This window comes from Novipirellula artificiosorum (assembly GCF_007860135.1).
GTDB lineage: Bacteria > Planctomycetota > Planctomycetia > Pirellulales > Pirellulaceae > Novipirellula_A > Novipirellula_A artificiosorum.
In genome coordinates this window covers 69,826-88,312 of record NZ_SJPV01000021.1, presented here as the reverse complement: position 1 = coordinate 88,312, position 18,487 = coordinate 69,826, and the positions used below count along the sequence as shown (strand labels likewise).

The window sequence follows — 18,487 nt, the reverse complement described above, 5'->3', positions numbered from 1 at the left end:
CGAAGTGACCCGGTCGACTACGACAACTTGAACATTGGTGAATCTTACGACGATGAAATCGTCATCGACGGCTGGAAAGATGCGTCGGGCAAGAGCGTTTCGCTCGCGGATTTACCGTGTGACGAAACCATGTTGGCTTGCACCACGCCGGTCGAACAATGGAAACCGACCCGGCAGGACTACGAGGGTTACACGGGGAACGCCGGCAATACGCTTGATCGTTGGTATCACCAGTCTGCGGTCGTGATTTGGTCAAACGAACACCATGCTCAGATCGTTGTTCAAATGGGGATGGAGTATGCGATCGAGCAGTTGCTTTCGAAGCGTGGTGAATTGCAATCGTTGCCGGACGACGAATTGGAATCCGCGTGCGACGAATGTCAGTCGCTCGCCGAAGCGAACTTGGATAAACGAACTCAACGAATTTTTCACCAACGCGACCGAGTGCGAGCCAGCGCTTCCGCAAGATTTTTCGCGGTCCAACGAAACGGATTGCGATTGCCGGTTCTGCTTAGAGATGCAAATATTCTTGGCATCACCCACACAAGAAACGACCCGCATCGCGGCCCGTGAAGATCGACGTCAGCACCTCATCGACGTGATTCGTAGCAAGAAGCTTGACGTCACTACCGGCATTGAGAAAACCTCCAGCCCCCACAAGCTCGTTCTGACGAAGACCACCGCTTCCCATGATCGGGAACTCAAGGAATATCATAACGATATCAAACTTCTCGCGTCGCTACCGAAAATCGAAGGGTGATCATCGTTGATCCGCAACATCGGCGTGTCGGCAATGGGGTGAGCTGATCTGACCTTAGATTCAGTTCTGTTCTGTCAGCGGACATTTTCGTAAACGCTGCAGGATATCTGCCCACATCTTTCTTTGGTCGTCCCAGTCGAGCGTTTTCGCGATTGGCCGGACTTCGCGTTCTAGGATTGCGTCGCGGCCCTGGATCGTTCGTGGCAAGTCGAGGATCTGCTCTTGAATGTCTGGGGCTAGATTGTCGAGCCACATGATTTGTGACATCCGCGTGGTTGAGATTTGGCCGTAGTGCGCAAGCTCGGATTGGTTGATGATCACCCCGTCGCGAACCAAGTCATAGCAGCGATGGGCCAGGGCCAGCAACCGCGTGATCCGTGGGATGCGGCCTTCTGGCACGGACGGTTCCTTGCCATCGCGAATCAATCGCCAGCCATGCTTGGTCAGAATCGCGGTAACATCACCACGCTCGCTGAAATCGTCGCCCGGCTTATTTGCATCACTGGTGGTTCTTGTGGTTGACGCATTGTTGACGGCGGGTTGTACTTCGTTGAACGAAGCGGCCGCGTCGACCAAGATCGGATGCTCGAAAATCCTCTCGCCGCGGTGCAGATGGGACTTATCTACGTGAATCCGGAGGGACCCAACGGGGAACCCGATCCGTTGGCCGCGGCCCGTGACATTCGGGAAACGTTTGGCCGCATGGCGATGAATGACGAGGAGACCGTTGCACTGATTGCCGGCGGACACACATTCGGAAAAGCCCATGGTGCTGCTGACCCAAGTAAGTTTGTTGGTCCCGCACCCGAGGCAGCCAGCATCGAAGAACAAGGCCTGGGCTGGAAGAACACCTTTGGTAGCGGCAATGCTGAAGACACGATCACCAGCGGACTGGAGGGGGCTTGGTCTTCCACCCCGACGCAGTGGTCAAACGATTACTTCGACAACCTCTTTAACCTCGAGTGGGAGCTGACGAAGAGTCCGGCAGGTGCGCATCAGTGGACTCCGAAGCAGGCGTCCGCACAAGGAATCGTGCCGGATGCACACGATCCAGCCAAGTATCATGCCCCGATGATGTTCACGACAGATCTCGCATTGAAGGTGGATCCGGTCTACGGGCCGATTTCAAAACGCTTCCACGAGAATCCGAAGGAGTTCGAGTCTGCCTTTGCCAAGGCGTGGTACAAGTTGACGCACCGCGACATGGGACCAATCTCTCGGTGTCTTGGCCCGCTGGTCGCCGAGCCGCAGTTGTTTCAAGATCCCGTCCCTGCTGTTGATCATCCATTGATTAGCGATTCGGACATCGCCGACCTCAAGGTCAAGCTTCTCGCATCTGGGCTTTCTACTGGTCAATTGGTTTCGACTGCGTGGGCATCGGCGTCGACGTTCCGCGGCACCGACAAACGAGGTGGAGCAAACGGGGCACGCATTCGTCTCTCGCCTCAAAAAGACTGGTCAGTCAACCGACCGGCTGAACTGGCGAAGGTCTTGCAGACACTTGAGAGAGTTCAAATGGAATTCAACCGCTCGCAGTCCAGCGTCAAGAAGGTCTCGCTCGCAGATCTGATCGTTCTTGGCGGATGCGCCGCGGTTGAAGCCGCGGCCAAGAAGGGCGGGCACGATGTGAAGGTCCCCTTCACTCCAGGACGCACCGACGCGTCGCAAGAGCAAACCGATGTAAAATCGTTCGCCGTGCTCGAGCCGAAAGCGGATGGGTTCCGCAACGCCTTCGGTCATGACGATCTCGACCGGCTGGTAGAGGAGTTGCTCGTCGATCGAGCTCAAAAGCTTACGCTAACTGCTCCCGAGATGGCCGTTCTGATCGGCGGCATGCGGGTCTTGAATACAAATTCCGGAATTCCGAATCTGGGAGTGTTCACGAAACGCCCCGAAACGTTGACCAATGACTTCTTCGTCAACCTACTGGATATGAGCACGGTGTGGCAGAAGTCCCCCGTGTGCGAGCACTTCTTCGAAGGACGCGACCGCAAGACAGGGGAAATTAAATGGCAGGGTACTGCCGTCGATCTCGTGTTTGGGTCGAACTCGCAGCTTCGAGCCATCGCGGAGGTGTATGCGAGTGAAGACTCGCAGCAGAAATTTGTTAACGATTTCGTAGCGGCTTGGAACAAGGTGATGAATCTTGATCGCTTTGACCTCCATCCATCCCTGCGAGATGGATCGAAACTTGTGAGGCTCCACGGGCGCTAAACACCTGGGTTTGGTGATTTTTGGTAGCTCGACTCTCCGAGTCGAGCAGTGACGCCTTTGAACCGGTGGGATGTAGGTCAAAAAGTTGGCGAGCAAATTGCGAAGCTCCCGCCCTCTGGAAGAATCGAACTGGAGGTCTCACCGGCAAGACGAGCCATGACAAGAAATTTATCGGTACAGGACTGAAAAAGAGCGAGACCTAATTCAGACATTCATTGTCACGATTTGACTCGTAACAATCCCAAAGTCCTTTGGAGAAGAGGGATGTCACGAGGATTCGCCCATGGAGATTCCACACAATCGCAGGACTCAAGAGCATTCTTGCAACTCATCACTTTGATGATTGAGTCGTTCAGATGCTCTCATGGAGGGGACACGCACGGAAGGTTATATTTTTTCTTGCTCAATCACTGATACCTCGTTTCGCGAGACGAATCGTTGTCCAGAGAAGCAATGACCCGACTGCTCGTCATCGACGATGAACCACTGATCTTGGATTCGTTCGAAATGGCGTTTCCCTATGACGAGGTCACGATTTGCGTCAATGCTCATCAAGGGATCGACGCATTCTTAGAATCATCGTTCCGACTCGGTTCGACAATGTGAACCCTCCAAGGTTTTGGCAACATCTGCGGCGGCGGCAAGCGGTCTTGACTTCGCCACACGCACTCGCGAGCTACTCGCCGCGGGCACCGAACATTCACCGCGAACTGATCGGTCTTACCGAAAAAGAAATCTTCGCCGAAGTGTTGAAGCAAACCAACGTCGTAGTCAGTGATTGGGCAGAGCTAGAACGATTCTCTGTGAGAACGATTGGACTACTTCAGTTTGTAAATCACCAACATCCCGTCCTGCTTGGTCTCGTCTGACCGGATGGTGTTGGAGATGTAGTTCGGCGATCCGTTGATCACTTCGAGAAAGTCCGCCATGTGCTTGCCCGATTTGATCACGTTGTCAGCCACGATCACTGTGCCTGGAACGAGCTTCGGTTCCAGAGCCTGGAAGTATTTCAGGTAGTCGCTCTTGACTGCATCGATGTAGACAAAGTCGAATTGGCCTTCCAACCTGGGAAGTACTTCCAGTGCGTCTCCTTCTACGACGGTTACGACGTTACTGAGTCCAACCTTTTCTAGGTTCTCTCTCGCCGTCTGGACCATCTTGGGATCAATGTCGACGGAAATCAGCTTGCCACCGGTTCGCTCGAATGCGATACCCATCACAATCGCACCATAGCCGGTCGCTGTGCCAACTTCGACACCCCGTTTTGCACCAGAGCTCTCCACAAGAATCCGTAACATTGCGGCATCGCCAGGCGTTGAGTTTAATGTGATCCGGTTGAAGTCTTCAATGAACGCCTTTCTCGAAGCATCCAAATCATTGGTCACGTGCGGATTTCCAGCACCAGGCTCTAGAGCAGCGACGGTGTCGAGCGCTCCAGCGAAGGCAAAGCAAAATGTGAATGTCAGTACGGCGGTTGACAAAGTCGGATGGTTCATCGAAGACTCCATTTGAGGTGGGAAGTTCGGAGGTGGGAGATCTAATCATATCCTAGCTTTTTCAAGATTCAATGCTCTCCGATGCAATACCCTCGACGTACTTCTGTCCTTTATGACGTTTACGATATGGAGGCGGTCAAATCAATTCTGCTGTCCGAAACGATTCGAGGCATCACGTGCGATGGGTCGTTTTTTTATCGAGTGGTCTTCATGCTTCGACAGGTGGCGATTGGCATGACTAAGGGGGAAATTTTTGTTTGGGATCTGGACGAAGACGAATGGAAATGTACGATTCTCCATCCGAGGATCGGTCATGGAGTCACTAGACGCAGCAGATGGATCCTGGAGGCTCGGCATACGAGGCTTCGTTGATAGTAAAAAGCCGTTTGTAATTGGACTAATCTCACGTTCTGATAAAGCCTTAATCATCTGCAAGCAGAGGGTGATCTAGCTGGACAGCGGTCGCAATGTGGATGAAATTACGTTCAAAATCGGGTACAACTTACTGCTTGAAAGCCGTGCTGAATGACAATCGATCCGTCGCTGAAATGGTTGCTTGGTACGTGTACGATCCTGTATGTCATCGCAATGTACGTCATTGGATACATTGCGCAGCGAAAAATCCAGAATGCCGAGGATTTTCTCGTCGCCGGACGTCAACTTCCGGTCTCGCTTGCCTGGATGACGCTGTTGGCAACATGGTTCGGAGCAGCGACGCTTCTTGGCGCTGCTGATGAGGTTCGGACAGGAGGCCTTCGGGCTGTCGCGCTCGATCCGTTCGGAGCTGGGTTCTGTTTGCTGTTGGCGGGGCTATTCGTGGCCGGACCGATGTGGCGGATGCAGCTGCTTACAGTCCCAGATTTCTTCCAGCGAAAATTTGGACGGACTGCCGAATTAATCGCTTCGATCGTTCTCGTTCCCAGTTACTTCGGATGGATCGCAGTCCAGTTCACCGCGATGGCGGGCATGTTCAACCTGTTCTTTGACATTCCTATCACTTACGGATTGGTTCTCGTTGCTGTCATCGGGACCGGATACACGTTGATGGGTGGAATGTGGTCGGTCACATTGACCGACGCAGTGCAAGTCAGCCTCGTGCTTGCCGGACTGGTCGTCATGGCGATTGTTGTCTTGATGGAATTGGGAAACGGTAGTGTCGAAGTGGGTCTAACCCGTATTGCTAAAGAGACCGACCCTGAACTGCTCGTTTTGATTCCGACAGATAAAGGGAGCGAATTTCTCAAGTGGATGAGCTTGTTTCTCGTCGGTGCTCTCGGCAACCTGCCAGGACAGGATTTGATGCAGCGAGTTTTCTCTTCGAACTCCGAACGAACTGCCAAACAAGCATGTCTGATTGCCGGAATCGCGTATCTTGGTTTTGGAGCTATTCCTCTGATGCTGGGGTTGGCCGGAAACCTGATGTTTCCCACGCAGATGGAAGTCGATATTCTACCGACCATGGCTCACGCTTTTCTGCATCCCGTGGTTGCTGTCGTATTCGTGGTGGCTCTACTTTCGGCGGTGTTGTCGACGATCGATAGTGCTATCTTGGCTCCGGCCAGTGTGTTGGCTCAGAATCTATTTCCACGCATCGGCTATTCGGACACATTGAAAACCAATCGTGTTGCGGTGTCGATAGTCGCATGCTGTAGTCTCGGAGTTGCGTTTGTGGGAAAGAGAGTCTACGAATTACTGGAAAGCTCCTATTCTCTGATGCTTGTCGGGTTGTTTGTCCCAATGATGCTTGGCATCTACTCACGCCCACGTAGCGGTCGTCCTGCCATCGCTGCCCTGGTAGTCGGGTCACTAACTTGGGCGGTTCATTATGGCATCGGTTGGGAGTATTTCCTCCAGCCGTTGGCGCTGTTTGAATCAATGCGGCTGCCAGTATCGCTGACAGCGACGGTCCTAGCCCTCGTGGCGTATTTCGTGTTCGAACCGCCCTGGAAAATCGAGTGGCACCAACCAAGTCCTTCTTAACAGCTTTCGTCCAGTAATTCTGCTGCACACAACTCATGATAGGACTGTTGAACGCAGGAACCGCCAATTCAGCGAATCGATTCACTGAAAGTTCAGCCAGAACGCACATCCCCGTCCGGTCAATAAACTCAGCCGATCTGATGTTCACAAAGGGATCGGTTCATGCACAGGCGAAAGAACTCGCGTGGAAAACTCCATCATGCTGCGACTGAGAGCAGCGTTTTCTACTCGTGGTCTTGCCGGACAAACAATGCACACGTTCTTGTTGAAGGAACCGCTTCCGTCTTACCAGCAAATCTCTCGATCAGGTGAGGGAAATCGCCGGGACTAAAAGTCTCAAGTTGCGAGACCTGAATGTCGTCGCTGCCGATCTCGTTGGACCAGCGGGGCGGTTTCGGGCCGTTCAAGGGATGCTTCGCCGAACTCGATTCAATGCGAGGTGCGAACGTGTTTGTGTCCGGCGATGAGGGAACGACTTGGGAGCGGCGGGGCATGGCCACCTTTCCGAATCCCGACTGGCACGAGCACATGATCGTCGAGCGAAAGGACGGTTCACTCTGGATGTTGGCGCGAACCGCGAAGGGGATCATGCAATCGGTTTCGACCGACGGCGGACGCACCTGGAGTGACGCGACCGAACCGCAAGGCATTCGTCAGCCGAACGCCCGTTTCCATGTGCGGCGACTTCTGTCCGGACGCCTGCTGTTGGTGAAGCACGGTGACCGAATCGATGCCCACCAAGGGCGAGTGCAGCTCAGCGCCTGGCTTTCGAATGATGATGGCAAGACATGGCAAGGGGGACTCGTCCTTGATGAACGCAAGGGCACTTCCTATCCCGACGGCTTTCAAGCCCCCGACGGCACGATCTACATCTCGTACGATCGCAACCGAGCCACCGACAGTGAAATCCTGCTGGCCCGATTCACCGAGCAAGATATTCTCGCGAGAGAACTCAAGAGCTCGAAATCGAAACTCAAGATTCTGATCAGTCGGCCGCTCGCCCGCTTCACGAAGCCTGAATCGGCTTTCACACCGATCTTTGACGGGAAGACCTTCGACGGTTGGGAACAGTCCGGGAACTGGGTCATCGAAGATGGCGCGTTCTACCGAAAGTCACGCGGAGGCAACCTGACGTACACGGCGGCTGCGGTACCGGACGACTTCGAATTGCGGTTTGACTGGAAGGTCTCCGCAGGCTGCAACAGCGGAGTTTACTACCGTCCGGGGCAGGTCGAATATCAGGTGCTCGACAACGTCGGCAGTCCCTACGGCGAGAACGCGAGACAAGCCGCGGCCTCACTCTTTTTCTGCATGGCACCGTTTAAAGACGGCACGCTGCCTATCGGACAATGGAACACGGGTCGAATTATCTGCCAGAAGAGTGTGATCGAACATTGGCTCAACGGTGAGCGGGTGTTGTCCTTCGATTACAATGACCCCAAGTGGGACTGGTATATCAAGCTGCTCGCTGCCCGCGGTGGCGACCTTACCGGACGCAAGGGACAACTCTGGCTACAGGACCACGGTCAGGACGTCTGGTTTCGAAACCTGCGTTGGCGAGAGATCCCCAAAGACGAAGTAATCGTGCCCGAATCTTACTTTGAACCGATGCCGGTGACCGGTCAGGCTCTGGCGAAGGAGGAAGCAAGGGTAAAGGACATGCTGGAAGCCAAAGAGAAGGCGGCGAAGCAGTAAGCCGTTCGCCCACATTTGCAAAGAACAATCGAGCCAGTACGGCGTTTCACGCTATCGAATGCGTTTTCTACGACGACTTGAAAAGCCGTCCTACATGTGTTTTGGGAATCGAACTGCGCGCGCTGCGAGAGATGCACAAGATCGCTGCGTTCGTGATTCAATCCACGCTCTCTTGTCACTTGGCTTGGTCTGTTGAAGGATTACTATTCAGCGTTGACCTTAATTGCGCGAGGTCCGCTTCGTCGTTCGCCGGGTCGAAGCCAAGCTCACGTTCATGTCGGATGAGGGCTGCATGTTCGTCGGCGATGCGTGATCGAAGTTCGGATTCCTGCGCGACAATGTAAATGCCTGCAACGTGCACTTCGTCTCGAATCGTGACTTTGCCGTCGTCGACAGAATGCTCCACATCGTGAACGCCATCTGCATCCAGGGCGAAGACGTTGACAGTGCCGCTCAGCCAGGAGGGCAAATTGAACTGCAACTCGGCTTTTCGATTTTCAAAGTGAAACGTGTTGTCGGTCGGATCGGGGGCGTAGCCAACGTCGTGGATGACCAGCAGAGCCGCGTTGGGGGCGACCACTGAGTTGATCTCCCAGTCTGGTTTGCCATCCTTTTCAATCCGTCGATGCTCGAAAGCGTCGCCGGCCAGCAGGATCTCGTCGACCATACGAATTTCTCGATTCACTCTCGTGATCGGCTCAATCAGATCCGGGAACTTAACAACCGATTTGAGACTCAGATTAAACCAATACAGCGACGTGACGCGATTGGACAATCCATGCCAGGCCTGAGCCTGCAACTCATCAGGCGTAGGTGATCGGCGCCGCGAACTGAATAAACTTCCCCAGCCGTCGTGAGCACCTTGTGACCAATAGGCGATCGGGCGTGGGCGGCTGAGTTCCCGCAGGCTGCGTGTCATGTCACCGATCGTTTCCAGCGGCGCTCCCCAGCGAATGCGTTCGCCGTCCCAGCGATCGTAATTGGTCCATGAATCGGCTGCGGGGGCAATCACGCGATACGCGTCGTAGTGCGGATAGTCCGATAAGCCGGCGTAATAGCGCCACGTGCGTTCTTCGCTGAGCGTTACACTGGTCGGTAGACGACTGGCTTGATAGGGAGCGAGCATCTGCCAGACTTCCTGAGGCGGAATCGGTCGCCCTCCGCCGTATTGCGGCTCGCCGATAAATTCAACCGCATGAATGGTTGGTAGCAGTTCCTCCGTGTCGTAACGCGACAGGTCCTGCATTCGATTGAAGCGTTTAAATGGAAATCTGTTGTAGCGTTCCTGGTTGTCGGTGTAGCCAGGCACTTCCTCGACCTGTCCCGTGTTGACGTGCATTTTGCTCAGCGTCAACACATATTCGTCGATGGTCAGACTATTGCGGCCGTTGATGTCCGAAGCGATCCAGCCACCGCTGATGTCGAATACCTCTGGCTTGATTTTCAGGCAGCCCCACAACGATTCGACCTCATCGTCGCCGGATACCATCTGCACTTCCACCACCGCGTAGCTTCGCGGGAGCGGGTCGCAATTGACGACGAAGCCGCCGCGAGAATCAGCGTGAAGCGTTGCATCTGTTGGAAAACAAGTGAACTGATCAAGCTCATGCGCCAAACGAAAGACATGAGGATCTTCCCCACCGTCGGGCAGCCACAATCGAAGTGATTTGAATTTGATGGAGTTGGCTCCAGTGTGGTTCACATGGACCACCATTTGATTCGGATAGATTGCCTGGGTCGGATGACCGTCCGTGTTGGTAGCGAGAAACGTGACAGCGGACAGCCAGGTTGTCGGGGCATCCAACGCCACGATTTGTTTCGTACCTTGTTCACCGAATTGCACGGTATGCTGGGTACCAGCGGCCCAGGCAGCCGACTGACCATTGAACGCAATAACGGTCAGGCAATCAGGCGGCAGTTCGACGCCTGATTGCAGCCAAGAGTGCGGGCTGTCGTGCCACGCCCACGAAGACGAATCGACAAGTTCCTGCGGAGACTTGTCATCGAACAGCAGCAGGTCGGATTTGCGAAGGCGAATCGGAACACTACTGCCGTTATGCAGAAACAACTCGACGCGTGCGGCCAGTTCCGACGCAGGTGGTCGCCTCCATCTCATCACGGAGGACTGATTGTGAGGCGTTACATTGATTCCCGCGATATCCTGGCACTGCCCCGTTTGTGGAAACCACGCGGTTGCCATAGTGGCAACAACCACAAACAGAGCTTGCATCTGAGCAGGCCAGGACGACCTGCTCGCCACTTGCCTTAAGGTCCGTGGTTTGATTGAGCGCCTGGCCACTCGCAAATCCGCAACTGTTTTCATGCACTGGCTGCCTGGAATGGAATATATGAACTATGGAAAGGTATCGCTGTTTTCTGGAAGCCGTCCTGAGCAGTTACGCGACCTATTTGAGTTCGCGCACCGTGTTAACGAACTCTTCATGCGCAAACTTCGAATTGTAATCGCTGCCGCTGTGAATCATGGCGCCGAAAACGAGACGCAGTGGTTTGTCGCGTTCGACTCGAATGCTGCTCGGCTCGCCTTGTTTCATGGCCGCTCGGCCAAACGGATTCGCAACGAGAATTCCGTAGTCGCGATTGTGCCACCAACTTTCGCGGAAATTTTCAGGATGGGCCAGCAACGTGATGCCAACGGGCTCATTCTCAAGCTTGCCGGAGTAGTCGCACCACTGAGCTGCCTGGCCCCATGTTGCTTTGGCTGTGGTCAGGCCGGAAGAACTCGTAATGATTCCACCACTCTTCTCGGAGAGTGGCGTTGCTACGCGAACACCGAACCCCATCTCCTCCTGATCGCCGAAAATCAGATCTTGATCGAGCGGAAGAAACGTCGCGTCCCAGATCAGAAGCCAACCGTTCGATTGTGCTTCACACGCAAATCGGCACGTCAGGCGACCAAGCGTTTGCTGATCGCCGGACAGTAACTCGGACTCAGTCGAAAAGACAAATCGATGCTTCTCAACAGTTGGACGCTCTACAAAGTGAACATGCTTTATCTGGCCTTTGTTTCGCCAGAAATCGGAGCCGTTGATGTCGCCAAAGGCTAACCAAATTCCCGGATGCATGGTCTCATGATCGACGGGATCTTTGCCTGCGATGGGGGGATGGTTGCGCGTCACTTGTAAACCGTCAACCGTTCTCAAGCGAGTAAAGTACGGTCGCAGGATCTGTGGATCATCGAATACGAACTCAGCAATTTCCTGTTGATCGAGCGAGATGATCAGCCGATCGGATTTCTGATCAAAAGAAAAGTCCTGCCGTTTGGGGGCATGACTTTTTTCGCTGACTGTCGTCGCCGTTTGGCTGGTCTGCGACATCAGGTAAACACTAATATCGGCGATTTGTTGAGCGTTCAGCAGCGCAGTCATGGTGGGCATAGCCGACACGCTGCTGGTTTTTCGCTCTTCGATCAATGACTTAGGGATATCGACTCGCTCACCGGAATTCAGCCCGATAGCCAACGACAAACCGCTTTCCTCGAGCAAAACGCCTGAATAGATCTGGCCATCTTCAGTCAGCACAGTCAGCAGATTGAAACCTTCTGTGATCACTTTGTTGGGTTCGATCATTGATTCGACGATATGTTTCGGGGCGGCCCGCGAGCCGATGGAACTAAGGTTCGGTCCAAACGCGTTCACGGATGCATTCAAGCTATGACACTTACTGCACCCTGCGCCGCCGCGATGCTTGAACAGAATTTCTCCGCGCGTTGCATCAGCCGATCCCAACAGTGACAGTGCCTGTTCACGCAATTTATCGAGCGATTCAGGTTCGGTGTGCTGAACCAGCGGAATCGGCTCAAGCAGGACAACGTAATTCGCAATGGCTTTCTTCGGTTTGCGGTCCGTATTTCCGCCCAGCTCAATTGTCCCGGCCGGGTAGTCTCGTGTGTACAGTTCCAACGTGCTGTCATCAGAAACGATCTGCCCTTCAGTCTTTCTGAATTGCTGAAGGATCCAGGCGGGCAGTATTGTGTGTCGTTGGTCGACGGCCACCGTGACTCGCAATGGCACAATCGCTTCGAACGTTAACCAGCCGTCCCCCCGCGCGCGATCGTCGTCATTCGCTGTTTGAATAAGATCCAGACCCTGTAATGCCGCAGGCAGCGTTCGAAATTTGTAATTGCGGTCCGTGTACAATTGCCCGCCCTGGACAAGCCCGCCCGGTGCCAGGCGGTATGTGTTCTTGCTCTTCGCGACAATCTTTCTGACAAGGGCCACGTCGCCTCGGGCAAGATCAACAGCGCCACCTTGCTCAGGTGTTGGGTTGAGCGGACGCCCTTTGACGACTGCTTTCTCGCCGCCATTTGCCATTTTGTCGAGCCACAGCCGGGCGATTGCTGCAGTGTGAGGATCGCTGTCTGCAGTCAGCGCTAACAACTGAGCTTTGGAGAGCGAGTGTGTTTCAAGCAGAGCCAGCAGCGCTGCTCTGCGAACACCACCGCTGGCGTCGCGAAGCAAATCCCGAAGTTCGCCGGGGGAACTGAGTTCGCGAAGCGTCTGCCAGGCGGCGTAAAAAACTGTCTCGTCGGACTCATCGGCCAGCAGCCGTAACAGACCTGGCAGGGCCTGCGTCTGGCGTGCTTGTGAAATCGCCTGCACGGCAGCGAATCGCAGTCGCGGTTGGCTGTGTTTCAGAAAATCGTCAACAACTTCTGGCAAAACACGAGTACCCGTTTCGCGAGTTCGCTTCGCAAGAATACGAATCGCTTGAATCTGTTGATTCAAGTTTGCGGCTGAATCGGCACTCAAAAGATCTGCAAAGTACTGGTCAATGCTTGCTTCGTTGACCGGCAAACGACCGAGAGTCCACAGAGCCCACGTTTCCTGCATTTCAGTTAACTGGCCGCCGTGAACCTCAGCAAGCAGCTCAGGTAGAATCGCCACGCCACGCCCGACCAGTTCATCCTGCGCATCGATTCTCCAGACCGGCAACGGTCCCTTAAATCGCTCCACCAACTCGGCCACTGCGAATTGATTCAGAGTCCTTGGTTCAGACTTTATTGCTTGAGTCGAGCGTGCTGTGCTTGTAGCGGAGACACGATAGATACGCCCTTCATTGGTCAGCTCACCATCGTTCCACTCGGCTCCATAGCCACTGCTCCAGCCCAGGATCCAAAGGGCACCATCGGGGCCAACTTCCAGGTCGGTCGGACGATACAGTGACTGGCCTCCAACAACGAACGGTTCCCAATTTCCATTCCGAGGTCGCAGCAATGCGCCGTCCCAGCCTGGACGCCACACGAAGGTTGTCTTGTTCAGCCAATCGTTGATGAAGTACACGCCGCGGAATTCGTCTGGAAACTTCGCAGAGTCTCCAAAAACGATCCCCGTTCCTGAGCCTTCAAACAGTGGGCCGCTCACTGGTGCCGACGGCGCATGAGGCTCGGTGGACCAATGCGCGCTCCACGGGTGATTCCATCCGAAGTGCGCACCGAAGAATGGCATGAAAATGCGATCGCCGTTGGTCTGATCGTTGTCGGTTCCGAGCCAATTGAAACCACTATCGGCGGTGATGTCCCACGGATTGCGAAACCCTCGCGAAACGATCTCCAAATTGCCTCCACCGTCATCGCAGCGCAAGATACCGCCTTCCAATCCCCAATCGTCGTTTGGATCATGATAGGCGTGCCGATAGTCGTCTTTGGTGTAAGTTTTCGGTTTCGGAAAATCGGGCGAACCCGCAGGAGCTTTCACTCCCCACAAATCGCGAAATGGTTTTGGTGCAATGCGGCCAGGTTGCGTCAGCCCCTTTGAATTGCCTTTGCTCATATAGAGTTTGCCATCCGGAGCCCAGTTCAGGCCGTGCAAACCGTGTTCTAAATTGCCAAGGTCCGTATAGATCCGCACATACTCATCCGCTTCATCATCGCCATCCAGATCGCGGACGACGGTCAAATCAGGAGCGTTGGCGACCCACAAGTCGTTTCCATGCCACGCCAGCCCTTGAACTGCGTTGAAGCCACGTGCAAACACCTTCGTTGATTCCGCCACGCCGTCGCCGTCCGCATCGCTGACAATGACCACGCGATCGCCAGGTGTTTCCGGAGTCGGATTGCGATACTGAGGCCCCATCCCGACAAACAAACGGCCCTGCTGATCGAAGGCCATCGAACAGGGCTGTCGCACGAGTGGTTCTCGTGCAAACAGGCTCACTTCAAAACCCGGCGGAACTGTTGGCAGAGCTTCACGATCGGCGTCGGGATCATTGAACTGAGCGGCCGACAGATCGGCCATCCCACAGACGATTGTGAAAATACACAGGCGTACGATAACTCGCGCAAAACGGAGCGATTGAAATTCAAACATCAGCCTGCTCTTCCTTCGTTTCTGTTTGGGGCAACAACCAGACAACCAGCATGCCGACCGCGTAAATCATTGAGCAAAGAGAACCAACTCGCGAGTAATCGCCTCCAAGAGTCGCAAACAGGAGTCCGGCCAGCAACACACCTGCGGCGGTTGCGAATCTCCCGGAATTGTAAGCAAGACCGCTGCCTGTGGCTCGTACGCGAGTAGGAAACATTTGAGGCAGGAAGACGGCAAGCCATCCAAAGAACAGAGTCGCGACAAAGCCCTGTGCGAAAACTACGGGATGAAAGCTCGGTTGCAGCGGCGCCGTCCATTGAAACATCGTGAGCGTCAGGATGGTAGTGAAGAAGCTAATCAGCAGATAGCTTGTGCGTCGCCCCATCCACCGCGAGAGTTGCGCACCTGAAAAGCTCCCGAGCGTTGCTCCCAGCGCCCACCAACCCTGAGTCGCGGCCTTGTAGCCCGGACTGGCAGTTCCGGCAACTTTGTCGGCCCAGGGAATCATCCACTTGCTTGCAGACCATGCGCCGACAAGCGGAATGGAAGCAATGATGATTGCCACGAAAGTCATTCGAATGAGCTCCGGCCGGAACAACTCACGTATCGGCGGTGGCGGTTGCTTTGTTGTGTTGCGATTCGCCAGCCATGTTGGTGATTCAGGCAAAGCCACCAACACCAGGATTCCCAGCAGCGCAGGCAGTCCGCCTAAATAAAACAACCATCGCCACGAATCGGGACTGACGGTCCAAATGCGCACAACCTGCGATAACAGCAAGATGCCCGCGTTCAATCCCGCGCTCATCACGCCGGTTACCAGGGGTCTGGAAGCGCTCGACCAACATTCGGCGACGAGAGCCATTCCGTTAGGCCATACGCCTCCGACGCCAAGCCCAACCATGAACCGTAGAACTAGCATTTCCTCTTGAGTGCGAGCCCAGGCGCCCATCATCGCGAAGATCGAATAGAAGAGAATACTCACTCCCATCGCACGAGAGCGACCGATCCGATCGCCGAGGTTGCCGAGCAGGATACCTCCCACCGCTGCACCGAGCATCAGAGCCGCCGTAAAGCGCGCAAACCAATCGCCACCAAGTGTGGGCGTAAATGCTTCCCCCAAAAGACTCTTCGATACACTCAGCGATGCGACTGGCATCAATCCCAACTCGACACCATCGAAGACCAAACCGAGTGAGGCAGAGACCAGCACAAATACGCGAGCGCTACGAGAAAGCGGCTGTGATGTCATCTAGTTGAACTCCGCATGGCTTCGACAATAGAGCTGTTATCCGACTCACCCAACCCCATTGTTTCGGCTTGCTCAAGCAGCTCTCGATGCGTCTCGCACAGTTGCAGCGCCAGGCCGTTTTCCTGAGCGGCTTGCAACATCAATCGGACATCCTTGAGATGCTGCGACAACTTCGCTTGAGTGCTGTAGTCACGTTCGATCATCTTCAGGCCTTTGGTGTCCATTTGCCGTGAATACGCGGCGCTTCCCTGCAGGACCTGCAATGTTGCTTTGGGATCCAGTCCCAATGACTCTGCGAAAACGAGACCTTCTGCCAATGCAGCGCGATTCAATCCCAGCACTAAGTTGCTCACAAGCTTGATTTTCGCCGCATTGCCGCATCCACCTACGTGAAAAACGTTTTTTCCAAGCACGGGCCACAAATCACTGCAGGAGTCAAAGACTTGTGTCTTGCCGCTGACGATTACTGTTGCTTCGCCGCGACGTGTCTGTTCGCTTGAACCGGAAATCGGTGCATCGAGATAGTTTGCACCGCGTTCCAAAAGCAGTGTTTCCCAGGCAACGCTCTCGTGAGGGTCGCCGGTCGTGGTATCGATAATGATTTGTCCGGACCGAATTTCGCTCAGCCGTGGCTTGAGGACTTCCGAGACAACTTCGCTGGAAAACAAGCTGATGATGACTCGCTGGCAATCCACGAGCGGATGGTCGCTCCAAACCGCTCCCAGTTCCAGCAGGCGATCCGCTTTGTCGCGTGTTCGATTCCAAACGACGGGGACAAAACCGCAAGCCAGAAGCCGCTCACTGATGGCCGTGCCCATCAAGCCCAAACCAACTACGCCCACACGACGATCGGAAATCGAATTCACAATACTGATCCAGGTAAACACTGATGCGGAAGTTTTTCATTCAACAGCCTTTGACCGAGTTCTACTAAATAACGTGTACGCCAGTGCGGCTCCACAAGTTTGAAGACCTCCTCGAGCGCGGCCATGTCCCAGCCGAGTGACTCAGGAGTTACCGTGGCCCAGTCTCGGTCCGATGAAGGGAAGTAAAGCTCTTGAGCTACGGCAGAAGTCGGCGCGGCAAAAAGCAAGACGGCGAACACCAACAGGTTCAATGAACGGTTTTGCATCACTTATGTTTCTACCGTCTATTAAAGTAAGATGACAAACAGACGAAATACGGGAGGCACAAGTCACGGTCGCAACAGACCACGATGCCAGAGATCACTTCTTCTTGCTCTTCTTGGCTGGCACTTCGGAAGGGTCAAAGTCCGGATTGGGGAACATCCTTTCGGCGCCGACGGTGACACGCCATCTATTGAGTTCCTCAAGAAGTTCAGCCGTCCTTGTCGTCTCAGTCGCCGCGAGGTTCTTTGTTTCACCGATGTCGTTGGCGAGATCGTAAAGCTCAATTCCTTCTGGGTCGAATGTCTCGATCAGCTTCCACGGGCCTTTGCGGATGACACTGCTCGGCACACTCGACGGATGATCGTTGTAATGGGGGTAGTGCCAGAAAAGCGAGCGCTGTGGAAGCCGTTGCGACGTGCCGTTCAGCAAGGGTTTTAGATTGACACCATCGAGATGTTGGTTTGGTCGCAGTGGCAATTCTGCTGCGGCGAGGCAGGTGGGATACAAGTCGGTGCTAGTGACAGGTTCGTTCACAATCAGGCCAGGTATGGCAATGTCCGGCCACTTGACGATCAGCGGCACACGAATGCCACCTTCGTAGTAAGCTCCTTTGTTGGCTCGCAATGGTGCATTGCTGGTGGCGTTGTAGAAGCCGCCGTTGTCGCTTGTGAAAATCACAACCGTGTTCTGATCCAACTGAGATTCTTCCAGCGTGGCCAAAACGCGACCGACGCTGTCATCAATGCTCTGTACCATCGCCGCGTAGACCAGTTTTCCCTGACGTTGATCTTCCGGCACAGTTTCGTATCTGGCAATGATGTCTTCTTTAGCTTGCAGCGGCGTGTGTACACCGTAGTGCGGAAAGTAAAGAAAGAATGGCTTATCTCGGCTCTCTTGAATGAACGTGACGGCCTCGTCGGTAAGTCGGTCCGTCAGATATTCACCCGGCTTTCCATCGGCCAGCACATTCCATTTGGCTCGTAGCCCGGTTGTGGGAATCAACCAGTTGCCTTGGTACGGAAAGAAGTAACTGCCAGGAGCACCGTGTGCATTACCAGCGATATTCACATCAAAACCATGATGTTCCGGCAAGCTGAACGGCTCGCTGCCCAGATGCCACTTGCCGATGCTTGCTGTGCGATAGCCGGCTTCGCGAAGAGCTTCGGCCAATGTGAATTCTTCTATCGGTAGGCCACGAATAAAACGCCCTTCACGCAGTTTCGCTTTCGGATTCCAGCGACCAGACGGCAGCCAGTCAGTCAGCAAGAGTCGCGCCGGATACTTACCAGTCATTAGCGCCGCACGAGTCGGGGAGCAAACCGCGCAGGCCGCATACGCATCCGTAAATCGCACGCCTTCTTGCGCCAGACGATCGATGTGCGGCGTTTGGTAGTAAGCACTTCCCTGGCAGCCAAGATCGCGCCAACCAAGATCGTCAATCAAAAACAGCACGATGTTCATCGGCTTAGGCTCTGCTCCATCTGCGAGCCTCGCCAACACCGAACCAAGAAGCACCGTTAGACAAAAAACAATTTGCCAAAAGTATTTCAGTCGTGTCTTCATTTTTTTGTCGCCCATCATTCTGTCGGCTATCGCTCTGTCAACTTTACTTGCCTCATTCATTTACCAACTCTCATTCG

At 54.4% G+C, this 18,487-nt stretch carries 12 protein-coding genes and 1 pseudogene; 5 read left to right on the top strand and 8 right to left on the bottom strand.

From position 1 onward, the window contains the following. Positions 1 to 573: hypothetical protein (locus Poly41_RS34585; protein ID WP_197231893.1), on the top strand; the 573-nt coding region annotated here is incomplete at its 5' end. A gap of 247 nt (positions 574 to 820) precedes the next feature. Here Poly41_RS34585 and Poly41_RS31305 read toward each other — a convergent pair. Continuing rightward, on the bottom strand, positions 821 to 1,336 hold the full coding sequence (locus Poly41_RS31305) for a hypothetical protein (RefSeq protein ID WP_146531305.1): 516 nt from the start codon (positions 1,334 to 1,336) through the stop codon (positions 821 to 823). Here Poly41_RS31305 and katG point away from each other — a divergent pair. Continuing rightward, positions 1,325 to 2,974, top strand: a pseudogene (gene katG / locus Poly41_RS31300) (catalase/peroxidase HPI); the annotation flags it as partial. The gene Poly41_RS31305 and the pseudogene katG sit on opposite strands and share 12 nt — an antisense overlap. Before the next feature lie 453 nt (positions 2,975 to 3,427). Then, positions 3,428 to 3,580: a hypothetical protein gene (locus tag Poly41_RS34580; protein WP_197231892.1), complete on the top strand. Its 153-nt coding sequence runs from the start codon at positions 3,428 to 3,430 to the stop codon at positions 3,578 to 3,580. A 212-nt stretch (positions 3,581 to 3,792) separates the two neighbouring features. Here the strand turns inward: Poly41_RS34580 and Poly41_RS31295 are convergent, their stop codons facing one another. Then, positions 3,793 to 4,470, bottom strand: coding sequence for an O-methyltransferase (locus Poly41_RS31295; protein ID WP_197231891.1), 678 nt, complete (start codon positions 4,468 to 4,470; stop codon positions 3,793 to 3,795). A 525-nt stretch (positions 4,471 to 4,995) separates the two neighbouring features. Here Poly41_RS31295 and Poly41_RS31290 point away from each other — a divergent pair. Together Poly41_RS31290 and Poly41_RS35285 are read left to right on the top strand one after the other, a co-directional pair. After that, positions 4,996 to 6,450 carry a sodium:solute symporter family protein gene (locus Poly41_RS31290; RefSeq protein WP_146531302.1) on the top strand — a complete coding sequence of 485 codons (1,455 nt, stop codon included), beginning with the start codon at positions 4,996 to 4,998 and terminating at the stop codon, positions 6,448 to 6,450. 354 nt (positions 6,451 to 6,804) lie between these two features. Beyond that, positions 6,805 to 8,145: a family 16 glycoside hydrolase gene (locus tag Poly41_RS35285; protein WP_231616104.1), complete on the top strand. Its 1,341-nt coding sequence runs from the start codon at positions 6,805 to 6,807 to the stop codon at positions 8,143 to 8,145. Positions 8,146 to 8,320: 175 nt separating this feature from the next. On the opposite strand, the gene Poly41_RS31280 is transcribed toward Poly41_RS35285, so the two are convergent. The 6 genes from Poly41_RS31280 to Poly41_RS31255 form a co-directional block, all read right to left on the bottom strand. After that, positions 8,321 to 10,345, bottom strand: coding sequence for a hypothetical protein (locus Poly41_RS31280; RefSeq protein ID WP_146531301.1), 2,025 nt, complete (start codon positions 10,343 to 10,345; stop codon positions 8,321 to 8,323). Between the two features lie 205 nt (positions 10,346 to 10,550). Further along, entirely contained in the window at positions 10,551 to 14,471 is a 3,921-nt protein-coding gene (locus Poly41_RS31275; protein ID WP_146531300.1) for a PVC-type heme-binding CxxCH protein, read from the bottom strand. Beyond that, positions 14,464 to 15,717 carry an MFS transporter gene (locus tag Poly41_RS31270; protein WP_146531299.1) on the bottom strand — a complete coding sequence of 418 codons (1,254 nt, stop codon included), beginning with the start codon at positions 15,715 to 15,717 and terminating at the stop codon, positions 14,464 to 14,466. Before Poly41_RS31270 ends, Poly41_RS31275 begins: the two co-directional genes overlap by 8 nt. Beyond that, complete coding sequence (locus tag Poly41_RS31265; protein ID WP_146531298.1) at positions 15,714 to 16,583, bottom strand: NAD(P)-dependent oxidoreductase; 870 nt, start codon at positions 16,581 to 16,583, stop codon at positions 15,714 to 15,716. Before Poly41_RS31265 ends, Poly41_RS31270 begins: the two co-directional genes overlap by 4 nt. After that, positions 16,580 to 16,849, bottom strand: a complete 270-nt coding sequence (locus Poly41_RS31260; RefSeq protein WP_146531297.1) for a hypothetical protein — start codon at positions 16,847 to 16,849, stop codon at positions 16,580 to 16,582. The genes Poly41_RS31265 and Poly41_RS31260 overlap by 4 nt, the downstream gene beginning before the upstream one ends. A gap of 94 nt (positions 16,850 to 16,943) precedes the next feature. Continuing rightward, the gene (locus Poly41_RS31255) at positions 16,944 to 18,410 is read right to left on the bottom strand and encodes a sulfatase (RefSeq protein ID WP_197231890.1); all 1,467 of its coding nucleotides are present in this window, start codon (positions 18,408 to 18,410) and stop codon (positions 16,944 to 16,946) included. Positions 18,411 to 18,487: the final 77 nt, after the last annotated feature.